This is a genomic window from Corynebacterium sp. HMSC062A03 (assembly GCF_001811145.1).
Taxonomy (GTDB): Bacteria; Actinomycetota; Actinomycetes; order Mycobacteriales; family Mycobacteriaceae; genus Corynebacterium; species Corynebacterium aurimucosum.
The window spans coordinates 47,712-72,801 of sequence record NZ_KV803651.1; the positions used below are offsets into that span (position 1 = coordinate 47,712).

Consider the following 25,090-nt stretch of genomic DNA (forward strand, 5'->3'; position numbering starts at 1 on the left):
CTACTCAACTCCGACGCGCTCGTCCTCCGAATCCGCGGAGCTTCCTGCATGGGCGCCCTCGCGGCCGGTCGGCTCCGCTGTTTCAATGACGCGGCTGCCGGTGCGCTGCTGCGAAGCGCTATCCCCCTCCGCGCCCTGCGCGGAACGAGCCCGGCGTTGATTCGCCCAGACCGTGAGAGCAACTCCGAGGACCAGCGCAGCGACCTGCAAAAGAAGGATCTGCTGATGCGCCAGCGCCCACCCTAGTGCTCTAGGAATGTTGAGCGTCACGATAGCCGTGCCCACGAAGCCCCCAAGGAGCGTGGGGTTGATGCGCGAGATGAGCCAGGCTGCAATCGGTGCGGTAATCACCCCGCCGATAAGCAACGCTACAACCGCGGCAGCGTTAGCCACAATCTCCTCCCAGAGGCCAACGATGAAGCCCGCCGTGGCACCAAAAGTAACGAGGAATTCTGCGGTGTTGACCGTGCCGACGATGCGCCGCGGCTGCTCCCGGCCGACCGTCATGAGCGTCGAGGTGGAAATCGGGCCCCAGCCACCGCCGCCTGAAGCATCGACAAAGCCTCCCACCACGCCGAGCCCCGCGAGAAGAGGAGTGGAGTGCTGTCGAGTTTCCTGCGATGTGCGGCTCCGTGGGCGCGAGAAGCGCCAGACGAGGTTGATGCCTAGGACCACGAGAATCGCAGACGTTACGGGCGCGGCAGCTTCGAGAGAAAGGTTAGACAGAACCGTCGCTCCGATGAAGGCTGACAGGCCTCCCGGCACACCGAGCTTGAGCACCGTAGGCCAATGCACGTTGCCAAAACGCCAGTGGCTAATTCCGGAGACCAAGGTGGTACCCAGCTCCGAGGCGTGCACCACGGCGGAGGCTGTCGCGGGCCCCAAGCCAGCTAGCAACAGGATGGTGGTGGAGGTGACGCCGAAGCCCATGCCGATGCCACCGTCGACAAGCTGCGCGGCGGCACCCGCAACCGCGATGAGAATGAGGCTACGCATGGGCCACCTCCGCATAACGGTGGGAAACAATGCCGGCGAGTGCCTCACCCAGCGGAGGGAGAATCTGCCGAGTCTCCCCATCGCTGCGCCCTGCATCCTCGTCGAGGCGATCTAAAAGCAGGCCAGGGCTCACAAAGAGTGGCACGACGACCTCCTGTTCTCCGCCCGAGTCAACGGGATGGCGCTCACCGCGCGTGGCATAGGCAACCTTCGCTGTGCAACCGGCGAGCTCACCGACACGACGCGCTAGATCAGCAACGGCGGCGTTGGCACGCTCATCGGAGGAGCCGACAGAATAGAGCACAACGGTATCTGTTCCCTCTGGAACTCGCTCTACCAGTAGACGCGCCATGTCCTCACCGGTACCGAGTCCACGGGCTTGGTGAAGGCGCACTCCAGATGCCGCAGAAGCCTGGGCCACAGCTTCAGGAACGTCGATGCGCTGGTGGTAGCCCTCGGTAAAGAGCAATGGCACAACGACCGCCTCGCGTATTCCTTGCGCTGCTAGGCAGCGCGCCGCCTCATCGAGTGGCGGGTTATTGAATTCTAAGTGTGCGGCGGTGGCCGGCACACCGGCCAATTCGCCAGCGGCGTGGGTCAGGGCCATAACGTTCGCTGCAGCCTCAGGGTGGCGTGAGCCGTGTGACAAGGTTAGTAATGCCGTGGTAGCGGTCGGGGCGGTCATGGTGGGTTTCCTTAATTCTGAGTTTTCGCGGTGGAATGGCCGCGGCGAGCGAGAGAGCGCTGCAGCGCCTCCGCGGAGGAGACCGCCGGCGCGGGCGCTACGGGGGCATCGTCTTGGCCGTGGAAGCGTACAGAAAAGATGCGGAGGCACTCTTCGCACTTCCAGGCAAAATCATCTTCCTCATCTGGGAAAAGGTTTGTCCCAGCGCAATAAGGGCAAAAGGCTGGGTGATTGCGGTTGGGGTTAGGTTGACGGCGAAAATTCACTGCAGGTCCTCCTCGTCCGCGCGCAAGACCCAGTGGCGGAACTGTTCGCCGTCTTCGCGCTGTTCCTTGTACTTGTTGACCAAGCGAATGACATAGTCCGGAACCTCATCCGCCACCACCTTGTGCCCACGCAGCTTTCTGCCCCAGTCCGGAGATAGCCCGAGGGCGCCGCCAAGGTGGACCTGGAAACCTTCAACGCGGTTGCCATCGGCATCCGTCACGATCTGTCCCTTGAGCCCGATATCCGCTACCTGCGAACGCGCACAGGCGTTGGGGCAGCCGTTGAGGGCAACAGACAGCGGGACGTCGAGGTCACCGAGGGCATCTTCCAAGATGTCGACGAGCTCGATGGCGCGGGCCTTGGTGGTCACGTGCGCGAGCTTACAAAACTCCAGGCCGGTGCAGGAGATGACGCCGCGGCGGAACTCCGAGGGCTGGGAGTATAGGCCCGTCTCATCCAATGCACGTGACAGCGCGGGAATGTCCTCTTCTTCCACGTCGAGGAAAAGCAGCTCCTTCATCGGTGTCGTGCGAATGCGGCTGATGCCGAATTTCTCGGCCACGTCGGCGATGGCAATGAGCTGCTCGCCAGTGGCATGCCCCACGGTGGGTTTCACGCCGACGTAGAACTTGCCGTCCTGCTGGCGGTGCACGCCCACGTGATCGCGGTTGCCGGGGGCGACGGGGAGCGGGAGGCCATCGAGAAGCGGCGCGTCGAGGTATTCCTCCTCCAGTACCTTGCGGAACTTCTCAATGCCCCACTGCGCCACCAGGAACTTCAGACGCGCGCGGTTGCGGTTGCGACGGAAGCCATAGTCGCGGAAGATGCGCGCCACACCGGCCCACACCTCCGGCACGCGCTCGAGCGGAATCCACGCGCCGAGGGATTGCGAGAGCATCGGGTTCGTGGACAGTCCTCCGCCCACGAAGCAATCGAAGCCCGGGCCGTACTCCGGATGCTGCGTACCCACAAAGGCAACGTCCTGGATCTCGTGGGTCACGTCCTGACGAACGTTGCCGGAGATGGCGGACTTGAATTTACGCGGAAGGTTATGGAATTCATCGCGCAGGAGGTAGTCATTCTTAATCTCCTCGATGGCTGGGGTGGCGTCGATAATTTCGTCGGCAGCCACCCCCGCTACCGGTGAGCCAAGAATGACGCGGGGCACGTCGCCGCAGCCCAACAAGGTATCCAGCCCCACAGAGCGCAGTTTCTCCCAGATGGCGGGGACATCTTCAATCTGAATCCAATGCAGCTGGATGTTCTGGCGGTCCGTAAAGTCCGCGGTGGAGCGCGCATAATCGCGCGAAATCTCTCCCACCGCCCGCAGCTTGGCGGGATCCGCGCGGCCGCCGTCGAAGCGCACGCGCATCATGAAGTACTCGTCCTGTAGCTCGGCGTTGCTGAGCTTGGATGTCATCTCCCCGCCTAGGTTCTGGTTGCGCTGGGTATATAGACCCAACCACTTGAAACGTGGGGCAAGGTCCTCTGCGGGAATCGAGGAAAATCCTTGCTTGGAGTAGATATCGATAACGCGCTGACGCACTGCTAGGGCGTCGTCGGCCTGCTTGATTTCCTCGTCGGAGTTCAGCGGCGCGGTGCCGTCAATCTTCCACTGGCCTTCCGGTTTCTTCGCACGTGGCTTTCGCTGTGTGGCGGTGGTCATAATTTGCTGCCTTTCGTCGGATACTGAAAACCTACCGGTCTAGCCAAAACAGACAAAGCGGTCTTTTTTATTTTCTCCCGAATATGCAAAGCACGCTGGGTTTATGCCACAATGTTCTCCGAATGTAATTAGGCCCAGTTGCCCTACAGCAGACAAGCCGGTTCAATGAAACCCACGCTTGTTAAGACCTAAGCTTTCGTTAGTTACTACAACATTCCGAAAGGCCATCATGACCCAGCAGCCCCTGAAAGTAGCCGTCATCGGCGCCGGCCCAGCCGGCATCTACGCCTCCGACATCCTGGTGAAGAAAACCGGCGGCAACGTTCAGATCGATCTCATCGAGCAGATGCCCGCCCCCTTCGGGCTCATCCGCTACGGCGTGGCTCCGGACCACCCGCGCATTAAGGGAATCGTTAACTCCCTGCACCGAGTGCTCGACACCGAACAGATCCGCCTACTGTCCAACATCAACGTGGGCCGCGATGTCACCGTCTCCGAACTCGAGGAGTACTACGACGCCATCGTCTTCGCCACCGGCGCCGTCGGCGACTTGGGCATGCAGATCCCCGGCTCCGATCTCGAGGGCGTCCACGGCGCCGGCGAATTCGTTGGCTTCTACGACGGCAACCCACGCTTCGAGCGCTCCTGGGATCTCTCCGCTACCGACGTCGCCGTGATCGGCGTAGGCAACGTGGGCCTCGACGTCGCCCGCATCCTGGCCAAGACCGGCGATGAGCTCAAGGAATCCACCGAGATTCCCGACAACGTCTATGAGTCCCTGGCCAAGAACCAGGCCACCACCGTCCGCGTCTTCGGCCGCCGCGGCCCGGCGCAGGCCAAGTTCACCCCGCTGGAGCTCAAGGAGCTCGACCACTCCCCGACCATCAACGTGGTGGTGGACCCGGAGGATATCGACTACGACGAAGCCTCCCTCAAGGCCCGCGAAGAGGCCAAGTCCTGCGACCTGGTGTGCCAGACTCTGGAAGGCTACGCCATCCGTGAGCCGAAGGATGCCCCGCACACCCTACAGATCCACCTCTTCGAGCAGCCGGTGGAGTTCATCGGTGAAAACGGCAAGGTTACCGCTGTGAAGACCGAGCGCACCGCACTCAACGGCGATGGTTCTGTCTCCGGCACCGGCAAGTTCACCGAGTGGCCGGTACAGGCCGTGTACCTGGCCGTGGGCTACCGCTCCGATGCCATCGAGGGCGTTCCCTTCAATAAGCAGAAGAACGTCATCAACAACGACGGCGGCCACGTGGTTGACCTCGACGGCGATATCGTCCCGGGCCTCTACACCACCGGCTGGATCAAGCGCGGCCCGGTGGGGCTCATCGGCAACACCAAGTCCGATGCCACGGAGACCATCGGCATGCTGCTTGCCGACGCCGAAGCAGGCAACCTCTCCCACTCCCGTGACGAGGACATCGTCGAGCTCTTCAAGTCCAAGGGCCTGGAGCACCTGACCTGGGAGGGCTGGAAGAAGCTTGACGCCGCCGAGCGCGCCCTGGGTGAGGCCGAGGGTCGCGAGCGCAAGAAGTTTGTCGAGTGGGAAGAGATGGTCAACCACTCGCGCGACTAAGCCGGCTCGTCCCAATTAAAACTGCCCTATCTGACGAAGTTATCGCTCCCGCCGCAATGAACGCGGGGAAAACCGTCAGATAGGGCAGTTTTCGTCTCAAGGCTCGAGGCCTTCGTGTGAAGGCACGTGCCTTCACACGCTAGGCGCGGATGATGCCGAGGACCTCGTCGACGATGGCCTGCACCTCGTCTTCAGTCTTAGCCTCAACGTTGAGGCGCAGCAGCGGCTCGGTGTTGGAGGCGCGGACGTTGAACCAGGCCTCGGTGCCCTTCAACTGTACGGTCACGCCATCGAGCTCGTCGACGGACTCAATCTTGTCCGCCAGCTCATCCAGCACGCGCTGGGTCGTTGCCTTCTGATCCTCCACGGTGGAGTTAATCTCTCCCGAGGCTTCGTAGCGCGAATACTGGGCCATCAGCTCGCTCAGCGGCTTGTCCTGCTCACCCAGGGCTGCCAGCACGTGCATGGCCGCGAGCATGCCGGAGTCCGCATTCCAGAATTCCTGGAAGTAGTAGTGAGCGGAGTGCTCACCACCAAAGACCGCCTTCTCCTTGGCCATCTGGGCCTTAATGAAGGAGTGGCCCACGCGGGTGCGCACGGCCTTGCCGCCCTTCTCCGCGATGAGCTCCGGAACCGTCTTCGACGTAATCAGGTTGTGGATGACCGTGGAGCCTGGGAACTTGTCCAAGTAGCGCTCCGCCACCAGTGCACAAATAGCAGACGGCGGCACCGGCTGGCCCTTCTCATCCACCACGAAGCAGCGATCCGCATCGCCATCAAAAGCCAGGCCGATATCCGCCTTCTGCTCAACGGTGAACTTCTGCAGGTCCACCAGGTTCTTCGGATCTAGCGGGTTCGCCTCGTGGTTGGGGAAGGTGCCGTCCAGCTCGAAGTAGAGGTCACGCACGTCGAAAGGCAGCCCCTCAAAGACCGCCGGGACGGTGTGTCCACCCATGCCGTTCGCGGCGTCGACAGCCACGACCAGTGGGCGGGAGTTCTCCAGCGGCACCAAGCCGCGAAGAAATGCCGCGTAGTCCGGCAGAACCTCACGCTCAGTGACGGTGCCCGGCTCGCCGTCGAAGGCCGGGATGCCGTCGATCAGCATGTCCTTGATCTGCTCCAGACCTGTCTCCTGGCCCACCGGAACAGCACCCGCGCGGCACAGCTTGATGCCGTTGTACTTCGCCGGGTTGTGGGAGGCGGTAAACATAGCGCCCGCGCAGTTCAGGTGGCCGGCGGCAAAGTACAGCTCATCGGTAGACGTCAGACCGAGATGGATAACATCGAGGCCCTGCGCAGCAGCGCCCTCCGCGAAAGCAGCGGCCAGCTGCGGGGAGGAAGGACGCATGTCATGACCCACCGCCACGGTGCTCTCCCCTTCCCCACGGAGAATCGCGGCAAAGGCCGCACCAGTATCACGCACGAGGTTCTCATCGATGTCCTCGCCCACGACACCACGGACGTCATAGGCCTTGATCACTGCATTGAGCTGTTCACGAGTTCGCATAGCCCACAAGCATACCCCCGTCGGACGCGGTGATCTGCGTCCGACGGGCTAGAAAGCGCCCGAATGGCTACTCTGCGTCCGGCACCACAGTCAGGTGAGCGCGGCGGCGCTGGCGGGCATCGTACACTCGGCGGGTGCGGAACACAGGGTGGTTGGAGTTACGCGGATCGGCGCCGTCGAAGGTGGCGGAATAGTCAATGGGATCGGCACCGGAACCAGCAGTGGAATCATCCACCAAGCCTGTGGTCACGCGCCCGGCCTCGCGGACAGCTTCCGCGAGCGCGGTGAGGTCATCATCCTCATCGAGTTCGATGCGGTCAACGCGCACCATCTCCCAACCTTGCGGGGCGGTGATGCGGGCGCTGTGCTTTTCGCACAGGTCCCAGGCGTGGGGATCGGTTTCTTCAGACAGTGGGCCCACGACGGCGGTTTGCTGCGCGTAAGCATAGGTCAACGTCGCCACGGCGGGACGGCCGCAGCCGGGGCGGGAGCAATGGCGAGAGCTATTCACGGGCCCAAGTCTAAACCCTAACTTGAGATTTAGATAGTCCAGCGCGGCGCGTCTCGCCGCAAGCCCTGTTCCGGGCGGCTTAAACTAAGCCGCATGAGCACGCCCCGCCCGCATATTCGCCCGGCCCGCCACCGCCATGGCCGCGGTGCACGCGGCCCCCTGCTCCCCCACAACACACCGCGCTATCGCAGCAGCGCTGAGCGCTTCGACATGGCCGTGCTGGAGGCCTACGCACCCATCCACAATGCTTTCGCGGAACAGCTCACCGGGCTCGATCTCGCGGTCGATACCGTGCCCCGAATGCGCCTATCCGTGGATATGACCGTGATGCCGGATGAAATCATCGCCGATGGCCCGGTTCCGCTCGGACGCATTGTCCCCGCAGGGGTCGATTCCGATGGGCAGCCCACACGCGCACGGTTGGTCATCTTCCGCATGCCCGTGGAGGAGCGTGTGCATTCTGCCCAGGAGCGCGAAGAACTACTGTCCACAGTGCTCACCGCGCTGGTGGCACATTATCTCAATGTCGATCCAGGAGATATTGATCCGCGCTTTACCTGGTAAAACCACTATTCCCCCTTACTGTTGAACTCTAAGCCCAACAACAAAGGGGAAGTAAGGTTGTTCGCTCGCGGTTGCGCTACGCTCTAACCAATTTCACGCTTGAGGCGGCGACGCTCACGGTCTGACAGTCCACCCCAGATTCCGAAGCGCTCATCATGCTCCAGGGCATACTCGAGGCATTCATCACGCACCGCACAGGCCTGGCAGATACGCTTAGCCTCGCGGGTAGATCCTCCCTTTTCGGGAAAGAATGCTTCCGGGTCCGTTTGGGCGCACAGCGCCTGGTCTTGCCACTCCTGCTCGACGGCACCAAAGAGTTCATCGAGCGACATCTCTGCAGCAGCACCGCCACGGAGAATAGCGCCGTTATTCGTTGTATTGTCCACGCTGCTTCCTTTCTCCGAGGTCGTTTCTCTCTTAATTCGGTGGCACCGACCCTACACCGAAAAGATTTTTCGGTGCCGCGCCCGCCGTGCCGTTTATTACACTGATGTCATTTCACACCGAATCACTAAATATCGTCAACCTGTCGCGGAAGATTTTTGCGCAGCTCCAGCGAAAACGCTGTACAGAGTCCCCAACTTTCACATCAGTCACAGATCTCCTAGCCGGGGGGTAATCGTCGGGGGTACTACATGTAGTACCCTCCCCCTATCCTGTGAACAATTCCAAGGTTTCTTCGGCGTGTCGCCACCCAGTCCGGCAAAACACATGGATCTCATTCGCACCACGAAAACCACGAGTCACGGCCACGTGTATCGCTTAGCCTTCGGTGCCGTTACTAATACACAAGAAAAGGAAAGCGCCGAGAGACACCCCCCTGCTCTCCGCGCTTTCCTATCGCTTTATTCCACTGCGCGGCAGCACTTAGGCGTCGGAACTAAAACGCACGCCCGCGTCCGGAATGCTCACACCAGGGAAGACGCGCATGCCGCCCTGCAGTTCGCAGCGCGCGCCAATAGTGGCGCCTTCACCGATAACGCAGCCATCGATATGCGCGTTGGCGCCGATGTGCGCACCCGAGGCAATGATGGAGTTATTGATGATGGCACCCGGCTCAATGGTCACGCCATCAAAGACCACCGTGCCATCCAAACGCGAACCCGCCCCAATGACGGAACCGCGGCCCACCGCCGTACCAGACAGAAGGAGCACGCCACCGGCAATACCCGCGGACTCATCCACCACGGACTCACCCGTGCGGCCCACCAACAACGGCGAATGCGCAATACCGCGCACCAGATCAGAGGAACCGCGGACGAAATCATCCGGACGGCCCATATCGCGCCAGTAGGAGTTGTCCACGTGTCCAACCACCAAGCGGCCGGACTCTAGCAGCTGCGGGAAGGTCTCACGCTCTACAGAAACCACGCGGCCTGCCGGGATAGTCTCGATAACATCCTTCTTGAACACGTAGCAGCCAGCATTAATCTGGTTCGTCGGCGGATCCTCAGTCTTCTCCAAAAAGGCCGTCACCCGGCCCTCAGAATCCGTCGGAACACAACCAAAAGCGCGAGGATCAGCAACGTTGAGCAGGTGCATCGTCACATCCGCATCCTTGGAGTGATGCGTATCGAGGATGCCGTTCAGATCCATTCCGGACAAAACGTCACCGTTGAACACCATGACCGTATCCTGGCGCAACTTGTCATAGACATTGCGGATACCGCCACCAGTGCCCAGAGCGGTCTCCTCCACCACGTACTCAATCTCCAAGCCCAACTCGGAGCCGTCCCCGAAGTACTCCTCAAAGACCTCCGCCTTATAGGAAGTAGAAAGCACCACGTGCTCGATTCCTGCTTCCTTGATACGAGCAAGCAAGTGCTGAAGGAATGGGTAGTTGGCCGTGGGCAACATCGGCTTCGGCGTGCCAATCGTCAGCGGGCGCAGACGGGTGCCGCGACCTCCCACCAGAATGACGGCATCGGCCGTCGATCCCCACTGGGGCGCTGATTCAGTCATATCGTTCCTTAGTCTCTTTTCAGATAAGCCACCGTTAGTGTATAAGCGCCCCAGCCCTAGGAGCCGTCGCGGCACGCGCTTAAAACCAGCCCGCGCACCCGCAACCCCAGCCACAAAGCCGCGCGCAGTGGCGCTTGGTACCAGTACGGGTGCCTATCCGCTTGGAAGCGATAGGCGGAGTCATGGTGGGCACGCAGCATCGCGCCGCGATGGGCCTGCGTCGAATGGCCCTTGGCGTGGGTAATCACCGCCGTGGGGCAGAAGATATTGCGCCAGCCGGCGCGGACAAAGCGGTCACCTAAGTCCACGTCCTCCAAATACATGAAGTAACGCTCATCAAAGCCGCCAATCTGCTCAAAAGCCTCCCAGCGCACCAACAGACAGGAGCCGGATAGCCAGCCGGCCGGGCGCTCGCTGTCCATGTCGGCATCATCGCGGTAGGCGCGCGACCACGGATTGGAAGGCCAGATTGTGCCAAAGAGCGCATGGCCAACACCCGTCAGCAACGTCGGCACCGCGCGAGCAGAGGGATAGTTGCTACCATCCGGCTCCACGATGCGCGGCCCCACCGCCGCGGCATCTGGGTGGCGGCGCGCACACGCGATCAGCTCATCCAGAGAACCTTCGCTAAACGTCACGTCCGGGTTAGCAATGAGAAAGAACTCTTCATCGACGCCCTTCGCCCGAGCGAAACGCGCGCCGGCATTCATTCCGGCGCCATAACCGAGGTTTCCCCCGGTATCGAGGAATTCCACGTCCGCGTGCTCCCGCGCGGCAGCTTCCGGCACCCCATCGGTCGAGCCGTTATCGGCGAGGATGGTGAGGGTTGGACGGGACGTCGCCAAGCGCAGCGAGGACAAGAAATCGCTGAGGTAACGGCCAGGAGAAAAGGTCACGGTGACCACGGCCAGGGGTTTCTGTATATTCTTCACGATAAATTTGAGCGTACCCAACGCCAGTGCGCGCACGCGCCCGCGACACTGCTTCACGTTTTTGCAGCGAGCTCACCTAAACTAGTCCCGTGACTTCCCCGAACTCCCCGCGCGCCGCCCGCCATATCCAGGCCGCGCCCTCGCAGTCCGCGCCCACCGCCCAACGAGGATCGACGCCGGTGAAAGCCGTCGTCGCGTTCCTGTCTGCTGTCGTCCTGGTGCTCTCCGGCGTGGGCTACTTCACCGTGGGAAAGCTGGGAAATGATATTTCCTCCGCCTCCAACCTGGCGCTGGGTAACCAGGGTGGTTTCAAGGACAGCAGTCTCGATGGCGCGGTCGATATCTTGCTCGTGGGCAAGGACTCCCGCACCGATGCCAAGGGGAATCCGCTTTCCGAACAGGAGCTGGCAGACCTGCATGCCGGCGTGGACGAAGGTGAAGAAAACACGGACACCATCATGGTGATCCGTATTCCCAACGATGGCTCGCGCGCCACGGCAGTATCCATTCCGCGCGATACCTATGTCCACGACGAAGACTTCGGAAACACGAAGATCAACGCCGTCTTTGCGCAACACAAGGTAGCCAAGATGGAGGAGCTGCAGCAGGACAACGCGGAGGCTGAAGCAGCGGGCAAAAAAGCACCTCACACGGACAAGGAGATTGAGAAGGAAAGCACGGAGGCCGGCCGTTCTGGCCTCATTTCGATGGTGCACCAACTCACTGATGTCAGCGTTGATCACTACGCAGAGGTGGGATTGCTGGGCTTCGTGCTGCTTACCGACGCCGTCGGGGGCGTCGACGTCTGCCTCAACGACGCCGTCGATGATCCGATGTCGGGCGCCAAGTTCCCGGCCGGGCGCCAAACCTTGCAGGGATCCGAGGGCCTCTCCTTCGTGCGCCAGCGCTATGATCTCCCGCGCGGTGACCTTGACCGCATCGTGCGCCAGCAGGCCTACATGGCATCGCTGACCTCGAAGGTACTGGACTCGGGCACGCTGACCTCCCCTGGCAAACTCAACAAGATTGCCGATGCCGTGGAGCGCTCCGTGGTCATCGATGACGGTTGGGACATCATGGGCTTCGTCACCCAGCTGGCCGGGCTGGCCGGCGGCAACGTGACCTTTACGACGATCCCGGTGACCTCAATTACCGGCGTGGGTGACTATGGCGAATCGGTGGTGACCATCGATACCGCAGAGGTCCACCGCTTCATGGAAGATTTGGCCAAGTCCCAAGAAGAAGCCGAGGAAGAAGAAAAGTCTGAGGATGCCGCCTCGGACGAGGGCGGCGACAACGGCGAGAAGCCCGTGGCTGAAAACCTCAACCTGCACGTCTTGAACGCCGGCAACGTCGACGGAATGGCCGGCGGAATCGGCGCGTGGCTGAAGAACGTGGGCTACACAGTTGAGCGCACGGCCAATGCGCAGTCGGGCCTGTATACCGAGTCCCAGATTGTGGCCGCGGATGCTAACGATGAGCGCGCCCGGGCCCTGGCTGAGCAGCTCGGCGGACTGCCAGTCACGGCCAACGAAGAGCTCGAGCCGGATACCTTCATCGTGGTGGCTACTGATGATTACTCCGGCCCGAAGGATGACTCCGCGCAGGAAGAAGAGGCTGCTGCGGAGCCCAGCCAGGGTGGCGACACTCAGCAGGTTGGTACCCCGGGCGATGATTTCGGTACCGCGGAGGTTTCGCCTGAGATCGACGCTGGCGGCGATGGCCCGCGCTGCGTGAACTAGTCTGCTGCGAGGTGAACTCGCAGTAGACTCAAGGGCCTAGTCACCGGTCGTTCGTGGCGGGCTGAGCGCCTGCCACCTACGATGGGCGGACATGGAACTCCTACAGCATCTCCTGTCCGCCGATGCCTCTGCTCCCCGGCTCAGTGTTTATAACGAAACTGACGGCACCCGCATGGACTTCTCGGCGCAAACGCTGGAGAACTGGACCTCCAAGATTGCCAACATGCTGTTGGAAGAGCTCGACCTCGAACCAGACACGGATTCTCGCATCCTCATTGACCTTCCGGTGTCCTGGCAGGCTGCCGTCATTGCGCTTGGGGCGCTCGCCGCCGGAGTCCCCTTCGACATTAAGAATGGTGCGGTTGCTACAGAACCGCACGCCGACGATATCGCCGTGGTTTTCACCTCCCCGGAGACCTATCTCAAGGCTGCGGCGGGCGCCGACTCTGCGTCAGCCCCACTGGTCGATACGGTGCTAGTCACGCAGGATCCTTTTGGTCGCGGCGTTGTCGAAAGCGGCGGCGAGCTGCCGCTGGGCACCATCGACTTCGGCCCCACCGTGCGCTTCTATGGTGATCACTTCTATGGCACCACGACCCCACTGCCGGAGCTTTTCCCCACGGATTTGGGCGCTGAGCGCGTGCTTTCACAGGGCTGGACGGACACCGCTTCCTTCCAGCGTGCAGTGCTCGAACCGCTGGCCGCGGGCGGCTCCGCCGTCATCGTGGCGGGCCTGTGCTCAGCCGACCGTTTGCAGGAAATCGCAGACAACGAGAAGGTCACCGTCCGCTCCTAAAAGCCTTCATGAGATAGTAGAACAATGTTCAGCTGGCTCTACATCTTTATCGGCGTGCTCATCCTCGTGGGGACAATCTGCCAGGGCACCATCGGATTTGGGCTGAGCACCATCGCCACCCCCATCTTGGCGCTGATCAAACCGGAGCTGGTTCCCACGCTCATTCTCTTGCTGGCCTTCGTCATTTCCACCACGACGATGCTCAAAGCGCGCTCGGCGGTGTCCTGGGACATCGTGGCCATCTCCTCCATCGCGCGAATACCCGGATCCCTGCTCGGCGCGTGGGCCATTGCTTCCCTCTCCCACCGCGGGCTCTCCCTATTCATCGGCTGCGCGGTCATCTTTGCCATGACTTTGTCCAGCCTCGGCTGGTCCCCCAAGCGCACCACCACCAACATTGCGGTGGCAGGCGTTGCCTCTGGGTTCCTGGGAACATCCACCTCCATCGGCGGCCCGCCCATGGCGCTGGTACTCAAGGGCTATGACCCAGCCCGCATACGCGGCACCCTGTCGGGTACCTTCATCATCGGCTGCACCATCTCGCTGGCGATCTTGGGCTTAAGCGGGCAAATCACCAGCCTGCAGCTCACCGCTGCCGCGGCTTACCTGCCGGTAGCCATCGTGGGCCTCATCGCCGCCAGCTACCTCAACCGTTTCATCAACGCCAAGGTGCTCAACCGCATCGTCCTCGTCGTGGCTATCAGCGCGGCCCTGGCGCTCATCGTTGAGGGGCTGGTTGCTGCCTAGCGTCAGCCGTATGCTGCCGGGCACAACTGCCAGGAACATGCCCCACACTGCCCGTCCTGCCAAAGTTTTCGCCTCTGACTCAAGATCTGGCAATAACTTCGTCACCTAGGGCAGTCGGGTGGCTCCGGGAAGTCGGGCGGTTCTGGATAGTCGGGTGGTTCCGGCGGCACAGGCGGCACATACCCCAAGTGCTCGCTGTATTCCCACGGTTTCGGCTTGGGCGGCAACACTCCCTCGTGCCAGAAACCGATGAACTTGAAGTAACGCTTCTCAAAGTCCGGATTCCTGGCATTAGCTATCTGGTCAATGACATAGTCCAGATGATGCGCCACGCAATGACCTGTATAGCGCAGCGTTAGCCACCCAATCAGTGCGCCCTCATTGTTCTTCCAATGGTCCCGCAACCATGACTCTTGCTGGGAATGGAATTTCATCCCGTTGATTTCTACCGCAACTTTGAGCTCTGGGAGCACGATGTCCCAGGTGTAGTGGCCGATAACAACGTTGCACTCGACCTTGAGCCCACGCCTTTTCAGCCCCTTGGCTACTTTCACCTCCGCACCAGAATCCGTGAACAACGCGGCCTGCTCTAGCATTCGTTGGCTTGCAACAGGGGTGACATTGAGTGCTTCGCGGTGACTATCCAGTCGGGCGCGTCCGGCCTTCGAGGAGTAGATGGACTCAAACACGCGAATCCCCAGTTCAGGACTAACAGATTTCATGGCGACAAGAGGATTAAGGACCCGGATCCCAGACGAGGTAACGAAACTCTCGACGCTCACCCGCGAGTGCACATAAAAGGTTGATGTCGGCATTCTCTCCACACTGGCGAGCCGCAGTGGAAAAGTCACGGTCTCGCCAAGAAGCACCTGGGCAGCCGTTGTTCCTGTCGCCTTAAGGAATGGCCTGTGCTCCTGTAATAGCTTTAATAGTTCTAATGGCTCGGGCCTGCCCCAGACATAAAGCCCCTTGGCAAGTCGCGTAATCTCTCCTCGGCGCACGCGAGTTGCAAGCGCACCTTTAGATAGGCCGCACACAATGCCATGTTTCATGTCATTCCCCCCCGGAAAGTTAGGCTCCAAGGTAACACGGCACGCCGCTGTGTGCTGCGCAACCGCCCTACTCGCCAAAGTTATTGTCTCCGCCTCAAGATCTGGCCAGATCTTTGGCAACTGGGGCAGTTTTGTCGACTGCGAAACTAGGCGCGCGAAGCGCCCAGCGCCAAGAAAACGCCCTAGCGAAGCGACCCCTCAATAAAACTGCGGAACCGTTGGGCAATCTGCGCAATCTCTTCCCCCGCATAGTGTCCCGGGGACCAGGCCGCGACCAGCGGTACCCCTGCCAGAGCGCGCTCACCATCGACCACGTCGAAGCCCACCAGCCGCACTGGTTGCAGCTCCGTCATGAGCGCTACGGCTCGCCCAGCACGCGCCAAGGCGCATAACGTTGCCGTATCATCGCACTCCACGTGCGAGCCTAAGGCGTAGCCAGCCGTGCCCACGAAGGAATCCACCACCCCGCGAGACACACTTCGCCGCGAGGGCAGCGCCACATTTTCCTGCAATAACCGTTTAACCTCCACGCTGGTCGAACCCGCACACTCCAGTGCTAAGGGATGCGTCGGCGGCACCCAGGCACGCACCGGAATCGTGCCCAAAGCCAGCGAGGCCACGTCATTGCCTGGCGGAATGGTAGCAATCACCACGTCGGCGGCGCCTTCCAGCGCGTCGAAAACGTCATAGTGCGTGACCGGGGTCGTGGTGAGCAGAGGGATAGTTGAGCCAGCGGCCTCAATAAAAGGGGCAAGTAGCGTCGAAATCGTCGTTGGCGTAGCCGCCACACGCAACGCCGGGACACTGCCCGCCCGAAGTGCCTCCACCGCCTGCCCGGCGCGCGCGGATTCCGCGAGGAGGCGGCGGCAAGTCGGGATGAGGGCATGCGCCGCATCGCTGAGCGCTAGCGAGGAACCAGCCCGCACGAAGAGCTCCAGGTCCAGTTCTTTCTCAAAGCGCCTAAGCTGCCGACTCAGCGCCGGCTGAGTTATTCCAAGGCGTTCCGCAGCAGCAGTCACCGTGCCGGAATCCACAACCGCAAGGAAATATTTGGCCTTCACCATGTCCATTTCCCTACTTTTACCACCAACCATGCCCTGAGGGTTTGGCTTTCCAGCTTTTTAGACATTAGACAACATGACATCACCAAAGAATAATGAGACCACCAACACAACTACTTCAGGGAGGTTTCCATGTCACACGTCGGCGCCGCCATTGCCGAATCCCTCGCCGCGCACAACGTCACCCGCGCATTCCTCGTGCCCGGCGAAAGCTTCCTTCCCGTGCTCGACGGCCTCTACGATTCCCCTGTGAAGGCCATCGTCACCCGGCACGAAGGCGGTGCCACCTACATGGCTGAAGCCCACGGCAAAGCCACCGGCCAGCCGGGCGTCGCCATGGTCACCCGCGGCCCCGGGGCGGCCAACGCCTACGTGGGTATCCACACCGCTTGGCAGGACGCCACCCCGCTCGTCCTCTTCGTGGGCCTCATCCCCACCTCCGACCGCGACCGCGAGTCCTTCCAGGAATTCGACCCTAAGGCCTGGTTCGGCACCCAGGCCAAGCAGGTCTTTGTCCTCGATGATCCAGAGCGCGCCTCCCGCGTTGTGGCCGAGGCATTCTTCCAAGCCCAGCAGGGTCGCCCCGGCCCCGTCATCGTGGGCCTGCCGGAGGATGTTCTCCACCAGGAGTTCACCGGTAGCATCCACCCACCCATCCCGGTATCGGAGGGCGCGCTTTCCGACGATCACCTGGACCTCCTTTCCCGCGAACTGAGTCACGCAGAGCGTCCACTCATTTTTGCCGGCGGTCCGCGCTGGACCCCGGAGGCCGCAGAGAAGATCACTCGCTTCGCCGAAGAGCACCGCATCCCGATCGTTCAAGACTTCCGCGCCGCTGACCGCGTGCCTTTCGACTCCCCCGCCAACGCCGGCTGGCTCGGATATGGCCGTGATCCGCGCGCAGCGCAGCTACTCGAGGACGCCTCCCTGGTCATCGAGGTAGGAGCTGTGCTGGGTGACGTCCCCACCGACGGCTACACCCTGCGCCAGTCTCCGCAGGCACGCAACATCGCCATCAATCCCGATACCAGCCTGCGAGGCCACTCGGTGGCGCTGCTAGAACACATCGTGGCAAGCCCCGTGGCCTTCGCTAACACGCTGGACCGCCTAAACGTCGAGGGCAAGGATAAGCGCGGCGAGTGGTTTGATACCGCGCACGCGAACCACCTCGACTTCGCCACCCTCCCCGAGCCAGCGAACTACCGCCCCGGAAAAGACGGCACCGCCCACATGGAGGCCATCCTCGCAGCACTCCACGAGCAGCTGCCGCAGGATCCCATCTACACCTTCGGCGCCGGCAACCACTGCATCTGGGCCCAGCAGTTCCTGCACTCGCAGGTCTACCCCTCCCAGTTCAGCGTGCGCAACGGGTCGATGGGCTACTCCATCCCGGCCGCGGTAGCCACCAAATTGCAGTTCCCGGAGCGCACCGTCGTCACCATTGCTGGCGACGGCGAATACCTCATGAACGGCCAAGAGCTAGCCACCGCGCTGCAGTACGGCGCGCCCTTCCTCATCATCGTCATGTCCAATGGCGAGTTCGGAACCATCCGCGATCACCAGAAGAAGCACTTCCCCGACCGCGTCTCCGGCACGCAGCTTATAAACCCGGATTTCGCGGCCGTCGCCCGCGGCTTCGGCGCGCATGGCGAGCTCGTCACCGATGACTCGCAGGCACAAGAGGCGGTAGCCCGGGCCTTGCGTGCCATCACCGAGGACGGCGTACCGGCGCTCATCAACGTCATCACCGACCAGGACCACTCCCTGCCCATCGAATAGAGGAGGCTCACCATGAGCTCTGCCAATACTCCACCAACACCATCCACGCCGCCCACCACTGAGCTGAAGGAAGGCGAGCACATTGTGGGCGAGGGGGACGCTGCCAAGCAGCGCCCCGCCGCCTCCACCGCATCGTGGATCATTACGCTCTTCGGCACCGCGGTGGGTGCGGGCATCCTCTTCCTTCCGCTCAATGCGGGCGGTTTCGGTTTCTGGCCGCTCGTCTTCGCTACGGTCTTCATCCTTCCGCTGGTGTATTTTTCACACCGCACCTATGCACGCATCGTTGCGGGCGCACCCAAGGAGGACCATGGCAAGGACATCCTCGAGCTGGTTTCGCAGTACCTGGGCAAAGGCCAAGGAATTGGCTTCGCGGTGCTGTACTGGATCACGGTCTTTTCCACCGTCCTGATCTACGGTGTCTCCATCACCAACGCAGTGGATAGTTTCATCGTCAACCAGCTTGGCGGGCCCTCCATCGACCGCTGGCTGCTCGCCACCATCTGCGTCGGAATCATGACCGGCGGCTTCGCCATCGGCCGCAAACCCATGATTTGGCTGGCCCAAGTGCTGGTCTACCCGCTGATTATTGCACTGGCAATCACCTCCATCTACCTCATTCCGCGCTGGGACCTGCACAGCTTCATCCATTTCGACGATGGTGCCGATGGCTGGGGCCAGATGCTCAAGGGCATCTTCCTCATCCTTCCGGTGCTGGTCTTCTCCTTCTCCCACATGGCGGCGCTTTCGCAGTTTGCCATCGACATGCAGCCGCAGTACGGCGAGAAGACCGAGAAGCGCGTCTCCCGCACGGAGTTCTACACCGCCATCCTGCTCGTCGTCTTCACCATGTTCTTCGTGTGGTCCTGCGTCCTCGCACTTGGCGCCGACGGCATGAATGAGGCACTCGAGCAAAATATTCCGGTGCTCTCCTACTTCGCTAACGTCACGGGCACTCCGTTCATGGCCTACATGGCCCCCATCGTGGTCATCTGCGCCATCGTTTCCTCCTACTTCGGCCACATGCTCGGTACCGAAGAGGGAACGGAATACCTGCTGAAGAACGCCGCGCCACAGCTGGCGGAAAAGGTCTCGCACCGCACGCTGCTCAACATCATCTATGTCATCGTCTTCGTGTGCACCACGCTAGTTGCCATCTTTAACCCCTCCATTATTTCGATGATTTCCGTGGTCTCCGGTGTCTTCGTGGCGTTCATCGTCTATCTGGTTCCGGTGTACATGTTCAAGAAACTGGACGTGTACAAGCAATTCCGCAATGACCCGTGGAACTACTTCGTCTTCGGCATGGGCCTGCTGATCATGGCCGTGACCATCTGGGACATGATTTAGAAAGGACGTGATTATGCTCCGTAGTGATCTCTCAAGCTTCCCCGAGTACAAGGTGGGCAAGGATTTCCCCAATGCCCTGAAACTTTCCTCCAACGAGGTCCCCTTCCCTCCCGCCGAGGACATCATTGCCGCGGTTGCCGACGCCGCCCGCACCACCAACCGCTACCAACAGCCCGGCAGCTTGGAGCTCACCAATGCCTTGTGCAATTACTTAGATGTTCCGGCGGATAATATCTTCGTCTCTGCGGGTTCCACGCCCATCCTGCAGGCCACCATCTTGGCTTCTTGTCAGACGGGTGATGAGGTCATCGTGCCCTGGCGCAGCTTCGAGGCCTACCCCCTCTACGTGCGTATGGCCGGAGCGGAGCCAATTCTGGTCCCGCTCACGGAGGATTACCGCGTCGATCTGGAAGCAGTGCTCGATGCACTGACAGACAAGACCAAGCTCATCATCCTGTGCAATCCCAATAACCCGACGGGCACCGTCATCACGCGCGGTGAATTCCGCGCTTTCATGGAACGGGTGCCCCAAGACGTCGTCGTACTGCTCGATGAGGCCTATTGGGAGTACAACGACGCCTCCGATACCCCGGATTCGGTGGAGGAATACCAGCGCTACCCCAATCTGCTCGGCGTGCGCACCTTCTCCAAGGCGTGGGGTTTGGCCGGCATGCGCGTGGGCTACGCGGTGGCAGGACCGGAAATCATCAACGCGCTGCGGCTACTCTCCCTACCGCTGACGGTGACCGCCATGGCAGAAACTGCCGCGGTGGAGGTGCTCAAGCGCCACGACGAGCTTGACGACGCCGTCGAGATCACCAAAGCACAACGCGACCGCGTCTGCACAGAGCTGGGAGCCGAGAAGTCCTACGGCAACTTCGTCTGGCTGCCGCGCCCAGATGCCGAAGAGGTGGAAACGAAGATGCTTGATGAAGGCGTGGTCATCCGCCGCTACCTCGATGAGGGCGTGCGCGTGTCTATCACGGACGAAGCCGAGACCACCCAGTTCTTGGAGGCCTGGCGCCGCGCAGGGATTCAGCCTTGGAGAAACTAACCAATTTTCTCCTCTGGAAGGTCCGCAAGGAGAGCTTCAAGGCCCAAGCGGAACGGCTCATCTGCATAAGGGTTGCTTTCCTCCGCGCCTTTCTCGGCAGAGGCAGCCGGCAAGAAAGCACCGCGCGCATCGGCTAGTGCCGGTGCGCGAGCTTCGCTATCCATTGGTAGATCAAAAATGTCCTCGGGGGCGTGGACATCGTAGGCGCTGCCGTAGATGAAGGATTCCAGCGCCACGATGCGGGGCATAATGGCCGAATTCGGCAAGCCTGTTTGTTTTAGGACTCGGGCTAGCACCTCGTACATCTCTACTGTGCGGGGCGCTCCGGAAATGGGGGTCAACGCAATAATCCGTACCAGCGGGACATGCCGTGCGCAGACGTCACGGTAGGACGTCGCCCAGCTAACTAGAGCATCACGGGGTGAAATCTTCGGGTCACTCTCAAGCGCGGCATACAAGGAACCACACTCCACCTGCTCCATAACCGCGTCTTCGATGAGCGCGAGCAAGTCCTCCTTCCCCGAAAGGTGGTTATACAGGGCACTGGTTCCCACATTCAATTTGCGTGCAATACGAGCCATTGTGAGCTTTTCATAGCCATCCTCCCCCACAATGGTTAGCGCAGCTTTAGCAATTTTTTCACGAGTGACCAGCGCTTTATGGGGCCGTCCTTTGGGGCGATGAGAACTCACAGCGTTTAAACCTTGTCTTGCGTTACGTTCCTTCTGTACAGTGATACGAGACACAAAATGAATGTTGTTCATTTTGCCGTATCTACCCTTCTATCGTCCCATAGGAACGGAGACACCTTCATGACTTCCCCCGTTAATTCCGACAAGGCCGTTATCGAGCGCGATGTCGTTGTCATTGGCGCTGGCCCCGCCGGACTCATGGCTGCCCACACCCTCAAGAAAAAGGGCTTGAGCGTAGCCGTCCTCGAGGCTCGCGAGCGCGTCGGCGGCCGAACCTGGAACGGGAAGGTTAAGGATGCGCAGGGTGTCGAGCACTTCGTCGAGTTAGGCGGCCAATGGATCTCCCCTGACCAGACCCGCCTCATCGAGCTCGTCGACGAACTTGGACTTGAGACCTTCTCCCGGTACCGCGAAGGTAAATCAATCTATGTTTCCCCGGATGGCACCCGCCACGAGTACGAGGGCACCGTATTCCCCGCTGATGAGAAGACCATTGCTGAAATGGATCGTCTCATCAAGATCATGGATGAGCTTGCGGCAGAGATGGACCCAGCAAACCCCTGGTCACACCCTCGCGCGAAAGAGCTCGACTCCATCTCTTTCCGCTCTTGGCTTGAGGAGCTTTCCGACGATACCGAGGCCATCGACAACGTTTCGATTTATGTGGCGTCCGGCATGCTGACCAAGCCTTCCTACACGTTCTCCACTCTTCAAGCAGTGCTCATGGCTTGTTCCGCAGGCTCCTTCAGCAACCTTGTGGATGAGGACTTTATTCTAGATAAGCGCGTCGTCGGCGGTATGCAGTCCGTCTCCTTAACGCTTGCCAAGGGCTTGGGCGACGATGTCCACCTCGGCACACCTGTGCGCGAGCTTCACTGGGCGGAGCCGGATGCATCTACCGCGGACGAACTCAACAACATCAAGGCAGATGTTCGCAACGGTGTCGCGGGAAATGGCGAGGCCGGAAACGTTACCGCCATTTCGGAGAAGGTCACTGTAAAGGCCCGTTTCGCTGTACTGGCTGTTCCGCCAAACCTGTACAACCGCATCTCCTTCGTCCCGCCGATGCCGCGCGACCAGCAGATTGCGCACCAGCACATCTCCATGGGACTGGTTATCAAGGTCCATGCCATCTACGACACCCCGTTCTGGCGCGAAGAAGGACTCTCCGGCACCGGCTTCGGTGGCGGCCGCCTCGTTCAGGAGGTTTACGACAACACCAATTACGGCAAGAATTTTGCCGAATCGACCGCAGACAAAGAAGACACCTACGGCACCCTCGTGGGCTTTGTCTCCGACGTTTATGCAGAGGAGATGTGGCACCTGCCGGCTGAAGAGCGCAAAGAACGCATTCTCGACGCCATAGCAGATTACCTTGGGCCCAAGACCAAGGAGCCCATCGCTTTCTACCTGTCCGATATGGCAGCCGAGGAATGGACCCGTGGCGCCTACGCTACCTCCTACGACCTTGGTGGACTCTCGCGTTGGGGACACCTTCAGAATCAGCCGACTGGTCCTATTTACTACGCATGCTCCGACATCGCTGCGGAAGGTTACCAGCACGTCGACGGCGCAGTACGCCAGGGCGAGATCGCCGCACTGGCTATCGCAGAGCAAGCGGCGAAGGCTTAAACATGGCTCCCGCAAGTTTCCCTCGCCGCAACACTAGTGGTTGTATCCTCGTGGGTTACGTCGCTACCGATTTCGGCAAAGACGCGTTGCGTTTAGGAATTGCTCTCGCAAAAGAGCGCAACGTGCGCCTCGAACTCGTTATGGTAGCCCCCGCTCATAGCTCCTTCTCGGGCGTTTATCCGCACGACCGTGGCTATGACTCCATTGTGGAGGAACAAATCGCTGGATGGCTGGAGGAGGCTCTCGCAGAGGTTCCTGAAGCAATCACTGCAACCGCACGCATCGTGACGGGGGATTCCGAAGCTGCCGCGCTCTGCGAAACTGCAGAGACCCTTGGTGCCGACTTGCTCGTCGTTGGTGCCCGGAAGGGTGGCCTCTTCGGACGTTTCCAGATGGGTTCCGCGGTCAATGCGCTCTTGCACTCTGCCCCCGTTCCTGTCGCGCTCGCGCCGCGCGGATACTCCTACCAAGGCCCTATCACTCGAGTCACGACCTTTTTTGGCCCTCGCCGTGGCACCTCCGACGTCATTGCGATCGGCCTTGATCGTGCACGTCGCCGTGAGATTCCCTTGCGCCTCGTCTCGCTCGTCCTAAGCGGTGAGTCTGACATGCATGGGCTCGGAACCGACGTGCCCAGCGCGCTCAATGCTTATGCCAACCGTAAACTGGCTGACTCCGCTCAGCACATGCTTGACGCCGGGCACGCCACCACCGAGGTGGCGTCTGGCAAAGACGTCAGCACAGCCTTGGAAAAGCTGAGCTGGCAAGACGGGGAAATCGCCGTTGTCGGTTCCTCCCGCATGGCCGTTCCTGGGCGTCTCTTCTTAGGCTCGACTGCGTCTCGAATGCTCCGCTTGATCCCAGTCCCCATGATTGTTGTGCCCGCCGGCTATATGCAGGCCGGCGAAGAGAACAATCTTCTATCGAAAGGTGGTGACAGCTCATGACCACCACGACCCCTTCGACGCCAACCACCCACTCTGTTAAAGAGACAGCATCAGACAAAGGGCTAGCTACGGGCCGCGTCGGATTGCTTGGTGCAGTAGTTATTGGCATCAGTTGCATCGCCCCTACCTATACGCTGACCTCCGGTATTGGCCCAACGATTTCAGCAGTGGGTCAATACGTCCCGGCAGTACTGTTGCTGGGCTTTATCCCCATGCTGCTTGTAGCGTTTGCCTACCGCGAGCTCAACAACGCAGTCCCTGATTCCGGTACTTCCTTCACGTGGGCTACGAAAGCCTTCGGCCCGTGGGCCGGCTGGATGGGAGGATGGGGACTTATCACCGCCACGATTCTGGTGCTATCAAACCTGGCGGCAGTGGCCGTAGATTTCTTCTACCTGCTTCTTGGCCAGCTCTTCAACAACCCGGCTATTAGTGATCTGACTCGGAACCTGTGGGTCAATATCCCCACTACCTTCGTCTTTATCGCTATCGCGGGCTACATCTCTTACCGCGGACTCGACTCAACGCAAAAGCTGCAGTATGTACTCGTTGCGATTCAGATTGCTGCCATTGTGCTTTTCGACGTCGTTGCAATCCACAACGCCTATAACAACGGCGGATTCGACTTCACACCGATTTCGCTCGAGTGGTTCAACCCGGTTGGCATAGGAAGCTTTTCCCTCATCGCGGCGGGCATTTCACTGTCTATCTTCATGTTCTGGGGATGGGACGTAACCCTCACGATGAACGAGGAAACGAAGAGCCCCGAGAAGACTCCCGGTCGTGCAGCTACGATTACGGTACTCATCATCATCGCGCTGTACATCCTCACCGCGCTGGCAGTTATCTCTTGGGCCGGCACAGGTGACACGGGCCTGGGCGCTGGTAATCCAGAGAACCAGGAATCAATTTTCGCGGTGCTTTCAGAGCCTGTCTTGGGCAAGGCCTCGATTCTAATCTATATCGCGGTCCTGTCCTCTTCCTTCGCCTCCCTGCAGTCCACGATGGTGGGCCCCGCCCGCACCTTGCTGGCTATGGGCTACTACCGCGCATTGCCGCCGGTGTTCGCCAAAATTAGCCCACGCTTCCGTACACCGTCGACGGCCACCATTGCGTCCGCTGCAGCGGCAGCCGTGTTCTACGCGGTAACCCGGCTTATTTCGGAAAACGCGCTATGGGACACCATCGCTACGATGGGCCTCATGGTCTGTTTCTACTATGGAATCACGGCCGTGGCCTGCATCTGGTACTTCCGAACTGAATTGTTTAGCTCGATGCATAACATCGTGTTCAAGTTCCTCTTTCCCACTGTGGGCGGCGGATTCTTGCTCATGATGTTCTTCATCACTGCATTCGATTCCATGGATCCGTCCTACGGATCCGGGTCTGAAATCGGTGGTATCGGCATGGTCTTCATATTGAGCGTCGCTGTCTTAGGGCTCGGCGTATTCATCATGCTGTTCACTCGCTTTGCCCATCCAGGATTCTTCAAGGGCGAAACCCTCACGCGAATTTCCTCGCGCGACGACGACCAGCAACCGCTGGTCTAACTACACACGAGAAAAG

The 25,090-nt window shown here is 60.6% G+C and carries 23 protein-coding genes; 11 read left to right on the plus strand and 12 right to left on the minus strand.

The annotated features are described in order from the left end of the window. Genes HMPREF2781_RS02555 through HMPREF2781_RS02570 form a run of 4 tightly spaced genes read right to left on the minus strand, consistent with a single transcriptional unit; the run spans nt 1 to nt 3,614 of the window. On the minus strand, nt 1–996 hold the full coding sequence (locus HMPREF2781_RS02555; protein WP_070644132.1) for a sulfite exporter TauE/SafE family protein: 996 nt from the start codon (nt 994–996) through the stop codon (nt 1–3). Beyond that, nucleotides 989–1,681: a sirohydrochlorin chelatase gene (locus HMPREF2781_RS02560; RefSeq protein WP_070644134.1), complete on the minus strand. Its 693-nt coding sequence runs from the start codon at nt 1,679–1,681 to the stop codon at nt 989–991. Before HMPREF2781_RS02560 ends, HMPREF2781_RS02555 begins: the two co-directional genes overlap by 8 nt. An 11-nt stretch (nt 1,682–1,692) precedes the next feature. Then, nucleotides 1,693–1,947: a hypothetical protein gene (locus tag HMPREF2781_RS02565; protein WP_070644136.1), complete on the minus strand. Its 255-nt coding sequence runs from the start codon at nt 1,945–1,947 to the stop codon at nt 1,693–1,695. Next, on the minus strand, nt 1,944–3,614 hold the full coding sequence (locus HMPREF2781_RS02570; protein ID WP_070644137.1) for a nitrite/sulfite reductase: 1,671 nt from the start codon (nt 3,612–3,614) through the stop codon (nt 1,944–1,946). The genes HMPREF2781_RS02565 and HMPREF2781_RS02570 overlap by 4 nt, the downstream gene beginning before the upstream one ends. Nucleotides 3,615–3,843: 229 nt before the next feature. On the opposite strand from HMPREF2781_RS02570, the gene HMPREF2781_RS02575 reads away from it, so the two are divergent. Further along, nucleotides 3,844–5,196 (plus strand): FAD-dependent oxidoreductase, encoded by a 1,353-nt coding sequence (locus HMPREF2781_RS02575; protein ID WP_070644138.1) that lies wholly within the window; start codon nt 3,844–3,846, stop codon nt 5,194–5,196. 139 nt (nt 5,197–5,335) lie between these two features. Here HMPREF2781_RS02575 and HMPREF2781_RS02580 read toward each other — a convergent pair whose 3' ends face one another. Both HMPREF2781_RS02580 and HMPREF2781_RS02585 read right to left on the minus strand, forming a co-directional pair. Continuing rightward, the gene (locus HMPREF2781_RS02580) at nt 5,336–6,703 is read right to left on the minus strand and encodes a phosphomannomutase/phosphoglucomutase (RefSeq protein ID WP_070644141.1); all 1,368 of its coding nucleotides are present in this window, start codon (nt 6,701–6,703) and stop codon (nt 5,336–5,338) included. 67 nt (nt 6,704–6,770) lie between these two features. Beyond that, a complete protein-coding gene (locus HMPREF2781_RS02585; RefSeq protein WP_083308507.1) occupies nt 6,771–7,214 on the minus strand; it encodes a DUF3499 domain-containing protein in 444 nt (147 codons plus the stop codon). 93 nt (nt 7,215–7,307) lie between these two features. On the opposite strand from HMPREF2781_RS02585, the gene HMPREF2781_RS02590 reads away from it, so the two are divergent. Then, entirely contained in the window at nt 7,308–7,778 is a 471-nt protein-coding gene (locus HMPREF2781_RS02590; protein WP_070644146.1) for a metallopeptidase family protein, read from the plus strand. Between the two features lie 83 nt (nt 7,779–7,861). Here HMPREF2781_RS02590 and HMPREF2781_RS02595 read toward each other — a convergent pair whose 3' ends face one another. From HMPREF2781_RS02595 to HMPREF2781_RS02605, 3 genes are all read right to left on the minus strand, one after another. Beyond that, nucleotides 7,862–8,110, minus strand: coding sequence for a WhiB family transcriptional regulator (locus HMPREF2781_RS02595; RefSeq protein WP_005528147.1), 249 nt, complete (start codon nt 8,108–8,110; stop codon nt 7,862–7,864). A 535-nt stretch (nt 8,111–8,645) separates the two neighbouring features. Then, nucleotides 8,646–9,740, minus strand: coding sequence for a mannose-1-phosphate guanylyltransferase (locus HMPREF2781_RS02600; RefSeq protein WP_070446197.1), 1,095 nt, complete (start codon nt 9,738–9,740; stop codon nt 8,646–8,648). A 56-nt stretch (nt 9,741–9,796) separates the two neighbouring features. Beyond that, on the minus strand, nt 9,797–10,672 hold the full coding sequence (locus HMPREF2781_RS02605; RefSeq protein ID WP_070446586.1) for a glycosyltransferase family 2 protein: 876 nt from the start codon (nt 10,670–10,672) through the stop codon (nt 9,797–9,799). Nucleotides 10,673–10,761: 89 nt separating this feature from the next. Here HMPREF2781_RS02605 and HMPREF2781_RS02610 point away from each other — a divergent pair, with 89 nt between their 5' ends. The 3 genes from HMPREF2781_RS02610 to HMPREF2781_RS02620 all read left to right on the plus strand — a co-directional run bounded on the left by HMPREF2781_RS02610 (nt 10,762) and on the right by HMPREF2781_RS02620 (nt 13,957). Continuing rightward, on the plus strand, nt 10,762–12,414 hold the full coding sequence (locus HMPREF2781_RS02610) for an LCP family protein (RefSeq protein ID WP_210385991.1): 1,653 nt from the start codon (nt 10,762–10,764) through the stop codon (nt 12,412–12,414). A 91-nt stretch (nt 12,415–12,505) separates the two neighbouring features. Next, complete coding sequence (locus tag HMPREF2781_RS02615) at nt 12,506–13,210, plus strand: TIGR03089 family protein (protein ID WP_070446201.1); 705 nt, start codon at nt 12,506–12,508, stop codon at nt 13,208–13,210. A 24-nt stretch (nt 13,211–13,234) separates the two neighbouring features. After that, nucleotides 13,235–13,957: a sulfite exporter TauE/SafE family protein gene (locus HMPREF2781_RS02620; protein ID WP_070644152.1), complete on the plus strand. Its 723-nt coding sequence runs from the start codon at nt 13,235–13,237 to the stop codon at nt 13,955–13,957. 101 nt (nt 13,958–14,058) lie between these two features. Here the strand turns inward: HMPREF2781_RS02620 and HMPREF2781_RS02625 are convergent, their stop codons facing one another. Together HMPREF2781_RS02625 and HMPREF2781_RS02630 are read right to left on the minus strand one after the other, a co-directional pair. Then, nucleotides 14,059–15,009 (minus strand): type IV toxin-antitoxin system AbiEi family antitoxin domain-containing protein, encoded by a 951-nt coding sequence (locus HMPREF2781_RS02625; protein ID WP_070644155.1) that lies wholly within the window; start codon nt 15,007–15,009, stop codon nt 14,059–14,061. A gap of 182 nt (nt 15,010–15,191) precedes the next feature. Further along, nucleotides 15,192–16,073 carry a LysR family transcriptional regulator gene (locus HMPREF2781_RS02630; protein ID WP_246821758.1) on the minus strand — a complete coding sequence of 294 codons (882 nt, stop codon included), beginning with the start codon at nt 16,071–16,073 and terminating at the stop codon, nt 15,192–15,194. A gap of 129 nt (nt 16,074–16,202) precedes the next feature. On the opposite strand from HMPREF2781_RS02630, the gene HMPREF2781_RS02635 reads away from it, so the two are divergent. The 3 genes from HMPREF2781_RS02635 to HMPREF2781_RS02645 are packed head-to-tail and all read left to right on the plus strand — an operon-like array spanning nt 16,203 to nt 20,253. After that, the gene (locus HMPREF2781_RS02635) at nt 16,203–17,849 is read left to right on the plus strand and encodes a thiamine pyrophosphate-dependent enzyme (protein WP_070644161.1); all 1,647 of its coding nucleotides are present in this window, start codon (nt 16,203–16,205) and stop codon (nt 17,847–17,849) included. A 12-nt stretch (nt 17,850–17,861) separates the two neighbouring features. Further along, a complete protein-coding gene (locus HMPREF2781_RS02640; RefSeq protein WP_070644163.1) occupies nt 17,862–19,199 on the plus strand; it encodes an aromatic amino acid transport family protein in 1,338 nt (445 codons plus the stop codon). A gap of 13 nt (nt 19,200–19,212) precedes the next feature. Continuing rightward, the gene (locus HMPREF2781_RS02645) at nt 19,213–20,253 is read left to right on the plus strand and encodes a histidinol-phosphate transaminase (RefSeq protein ID WP_070446213.1); all 1,041 of its coding nucleotides are present in this window, start codon (nt 19,213–19,215) and stop codon (nt 20,251–20,253) included. Here the strand turns inward: HMPREF2781_RS02645 and HMPREF2781_RS02650 are convergent. Next, the gene (locus tag HMPREF2781_RS02650) at nt 20,250–20,999 is read right to left on the minus strand and encodes a TetR/AcrR family transcriptional regulator (RefSeq protein WP_371325742.1); all 750 of its coding nucleotides are present in this window, start codon (nt 20,997–20,999) and stop codon (nt 20,250–20,252) included. The genes HMPREF2781_RS02645 and HMPREF2781_RS02650 overlap by 4 nt on opposite strands. Nucleotides 21,000–21,065: 66 nt before the next feature. On the opposite strand from HMPREF2781_RS02650, the gene HMPREF2781_RS02655 reads away from it, so the two are divergent. From HMPREF2781_RS02655 to HMPREF2781_RS02665, 3 genes are read left to right on the plus strand one after another with little or no spacing between them, the layout of a single operon-like run. Then, nucleotides 21,066–22,577, plus strand: a complete 1,512-nt coding sequence (locus HMPREF2781_RS02655) for a flavin monoamine oxidase family protein (RefSeq protein ID WP_070644166.1) — start codon at nt 21,066–21,068, stop codon at nt 22,575–22,577. 2 nt (nt 22,578–22,579) lie between these two features. Then, nucleotides 22,580–23,524 (plus strand): universal stress protein, encoded by a 945-nt coding sequence (locus HMPREF2781_RS02660; RefSeq protein ID WP_070446221.1) that lies wholly within the window; start codon nt 22,580–22,582, stop codon nt 23,522–23,524. Beyond that, nucleotides 23,521–25,074, plus strand: a complete 1,554-nt coding sequence (locus HMPREF2781_RS02665) for an APC family permease (protein WP_070644168.1) — start codon at nt 23,521–23,523, stop codon at nt 25,072–25,074. Before HMPREF2781_RS02660 ends, HMPREF2781_RS02665 begins: the two co-directional genes overlap by 4 nt. Nucleotides 25,075–25,090 lie beyond the last annotated feature (16 nt).

What these genes read in the sequence shown, in the direction of transcription:
- HMPREF2781_RS02555 (WP_070644132.1), bottom strand. Translation starts at nt 996, where the DNA reads ATGCGTAGCCTCATTCTCATCGCGGTTGCGGGTGCCGCCGCGCAGCTT.
- HMPREF2781_RS02560 (WP_070644134.1), bottom strand. Translation starts at nt 1,681, where the DNA reads ATGACCGCCCCGACCGCTACCACGGCATTACTAACCTTGTCACACGGC.
- HMPREF2781_RS02570 (WP_070644137.1), bottom strand. Translation starts at nt 3,614, where the DNA reads ATGACCACCGCCACACAGCGAAAGCCACGTGCGAAGAAACCGGAAGGC.
- HMPREF2781_RS02575 (WP_070644138.1), top strand. Translation starts at nt 3,844, where the DNA reads ATGACCCAGCAGCCCCTGAAAGTAGCCGTCATCGGCGCCGGCCCAGCC.
- HMPREF2781_RS02580 (WP_070644141.1), bottom strand. Translation starts at nt 6,703, where the DNA reads ATGCGAACTCGTGAACAGCTCAATGCAGTGATCAAGGCCTATGACGTC.
- HMPREF2781_RS02590 (WP_070644146.1), top strand. Translation starts at nt 7,308, where the DNA reads ATGAGCACGCCCCGCCCGCATATTCGCCCGGCCCGCCACCGCCATGGC.
- HMPREF2781_RS02595 (WP_005528147.1), bottom strand. Translation starts at nt 8,110, where the DNA reads ATGTCGCTCGATGAACTCTTTGGTGCCGTCGAGCAGGAGTGGCAAGAC.
- HMPREF2781_RS02600 (WP_070446197.1), bottom strand. Translation starts at nt 9,740, where the DNA reads ATGACTGAATCAGCGCCCCAGTGGGGATCGACGGCCGATGCCGTCATT.
- HMPREF2781_RS02615 (WP_070446201.1), top strand. Translation starts at nt 12,506, where the DNA reads ATGGAACTCCTACAGCATCTCCTGTCCGCCGATGCCTCTGCTCCCCGG.
- HMPREF2781_RS02620 (WP_070644152.1), top strand. Translation starts at nt 13,235, where the DNA reads ATGTTCAGCTGGCTCTACATCTTTATCGGCGTGCTCATCCTCGTGGGG.
- HMPREF2781_RS02625 (WP_070644155.1), bottom strand. Translation starts at nt 15,009, where the DNA reads ATGAAACATGGCATTGTGTGCGGCCTATCTAAAGGTGCGCTTGCAACT.
- HMPREF2781_RS02630 (WP_246821758.1), bottom strand. Translation starts at nt 16,073, where the DNA reads ATGGTGAAGGCCAAATATTTCCTTGCGGTTGTGGATTCCGGCACGGTG.
- HMPREF2781_RS02635 (WP_070644161.1), top strand. Translation starts at nt 16,203, where the DNA reads ATGTCACACGTCGGCGCCGCCATTGCCGAATCCCTCGCCGCGCACAAC.
- HMPREF2781_RS02640 (WP_070644163.1), top strand. Translation starts at nt 17,862, where the DNA reads ATGAGCTCTGCCAATACTCCACCAACACCATCCACGCCGCCCACCACT.
- HMPREF2781_RS02645 (WP_070446213.1), top strand. Translation starts at nt 19,213, where the DNA reads ATGCTCCGTAGTGATCTCTCAAGCTTCCCCGAGTACAAGGTGGGCAAG.
- HMPREF2781_RS02655 (WP_070644166.1), top strand. Translation starts at nt 21,066, where the DNA reads ATGACTTCCCCCGTTAATTCCGACAAGGCCGTTATCGAGCGCGATGTC.
- HMPREF2781_RS02660 (WP_070446221.1), top strand. Translation starts at nt 22,580, where the DNA reads ATGGCTCCCGCAAGTTTCCCTCGCCGCAACACTAGTGGTTGTATCCTC.
- HMPREF2781_RS02665 (WP_070644168.1), top strand. Translation starts at nt 23,521, where the DNA reads ATGACCACCACGACCCCTTCGACGCCAACCACCCACTCTGTTAAAGAG.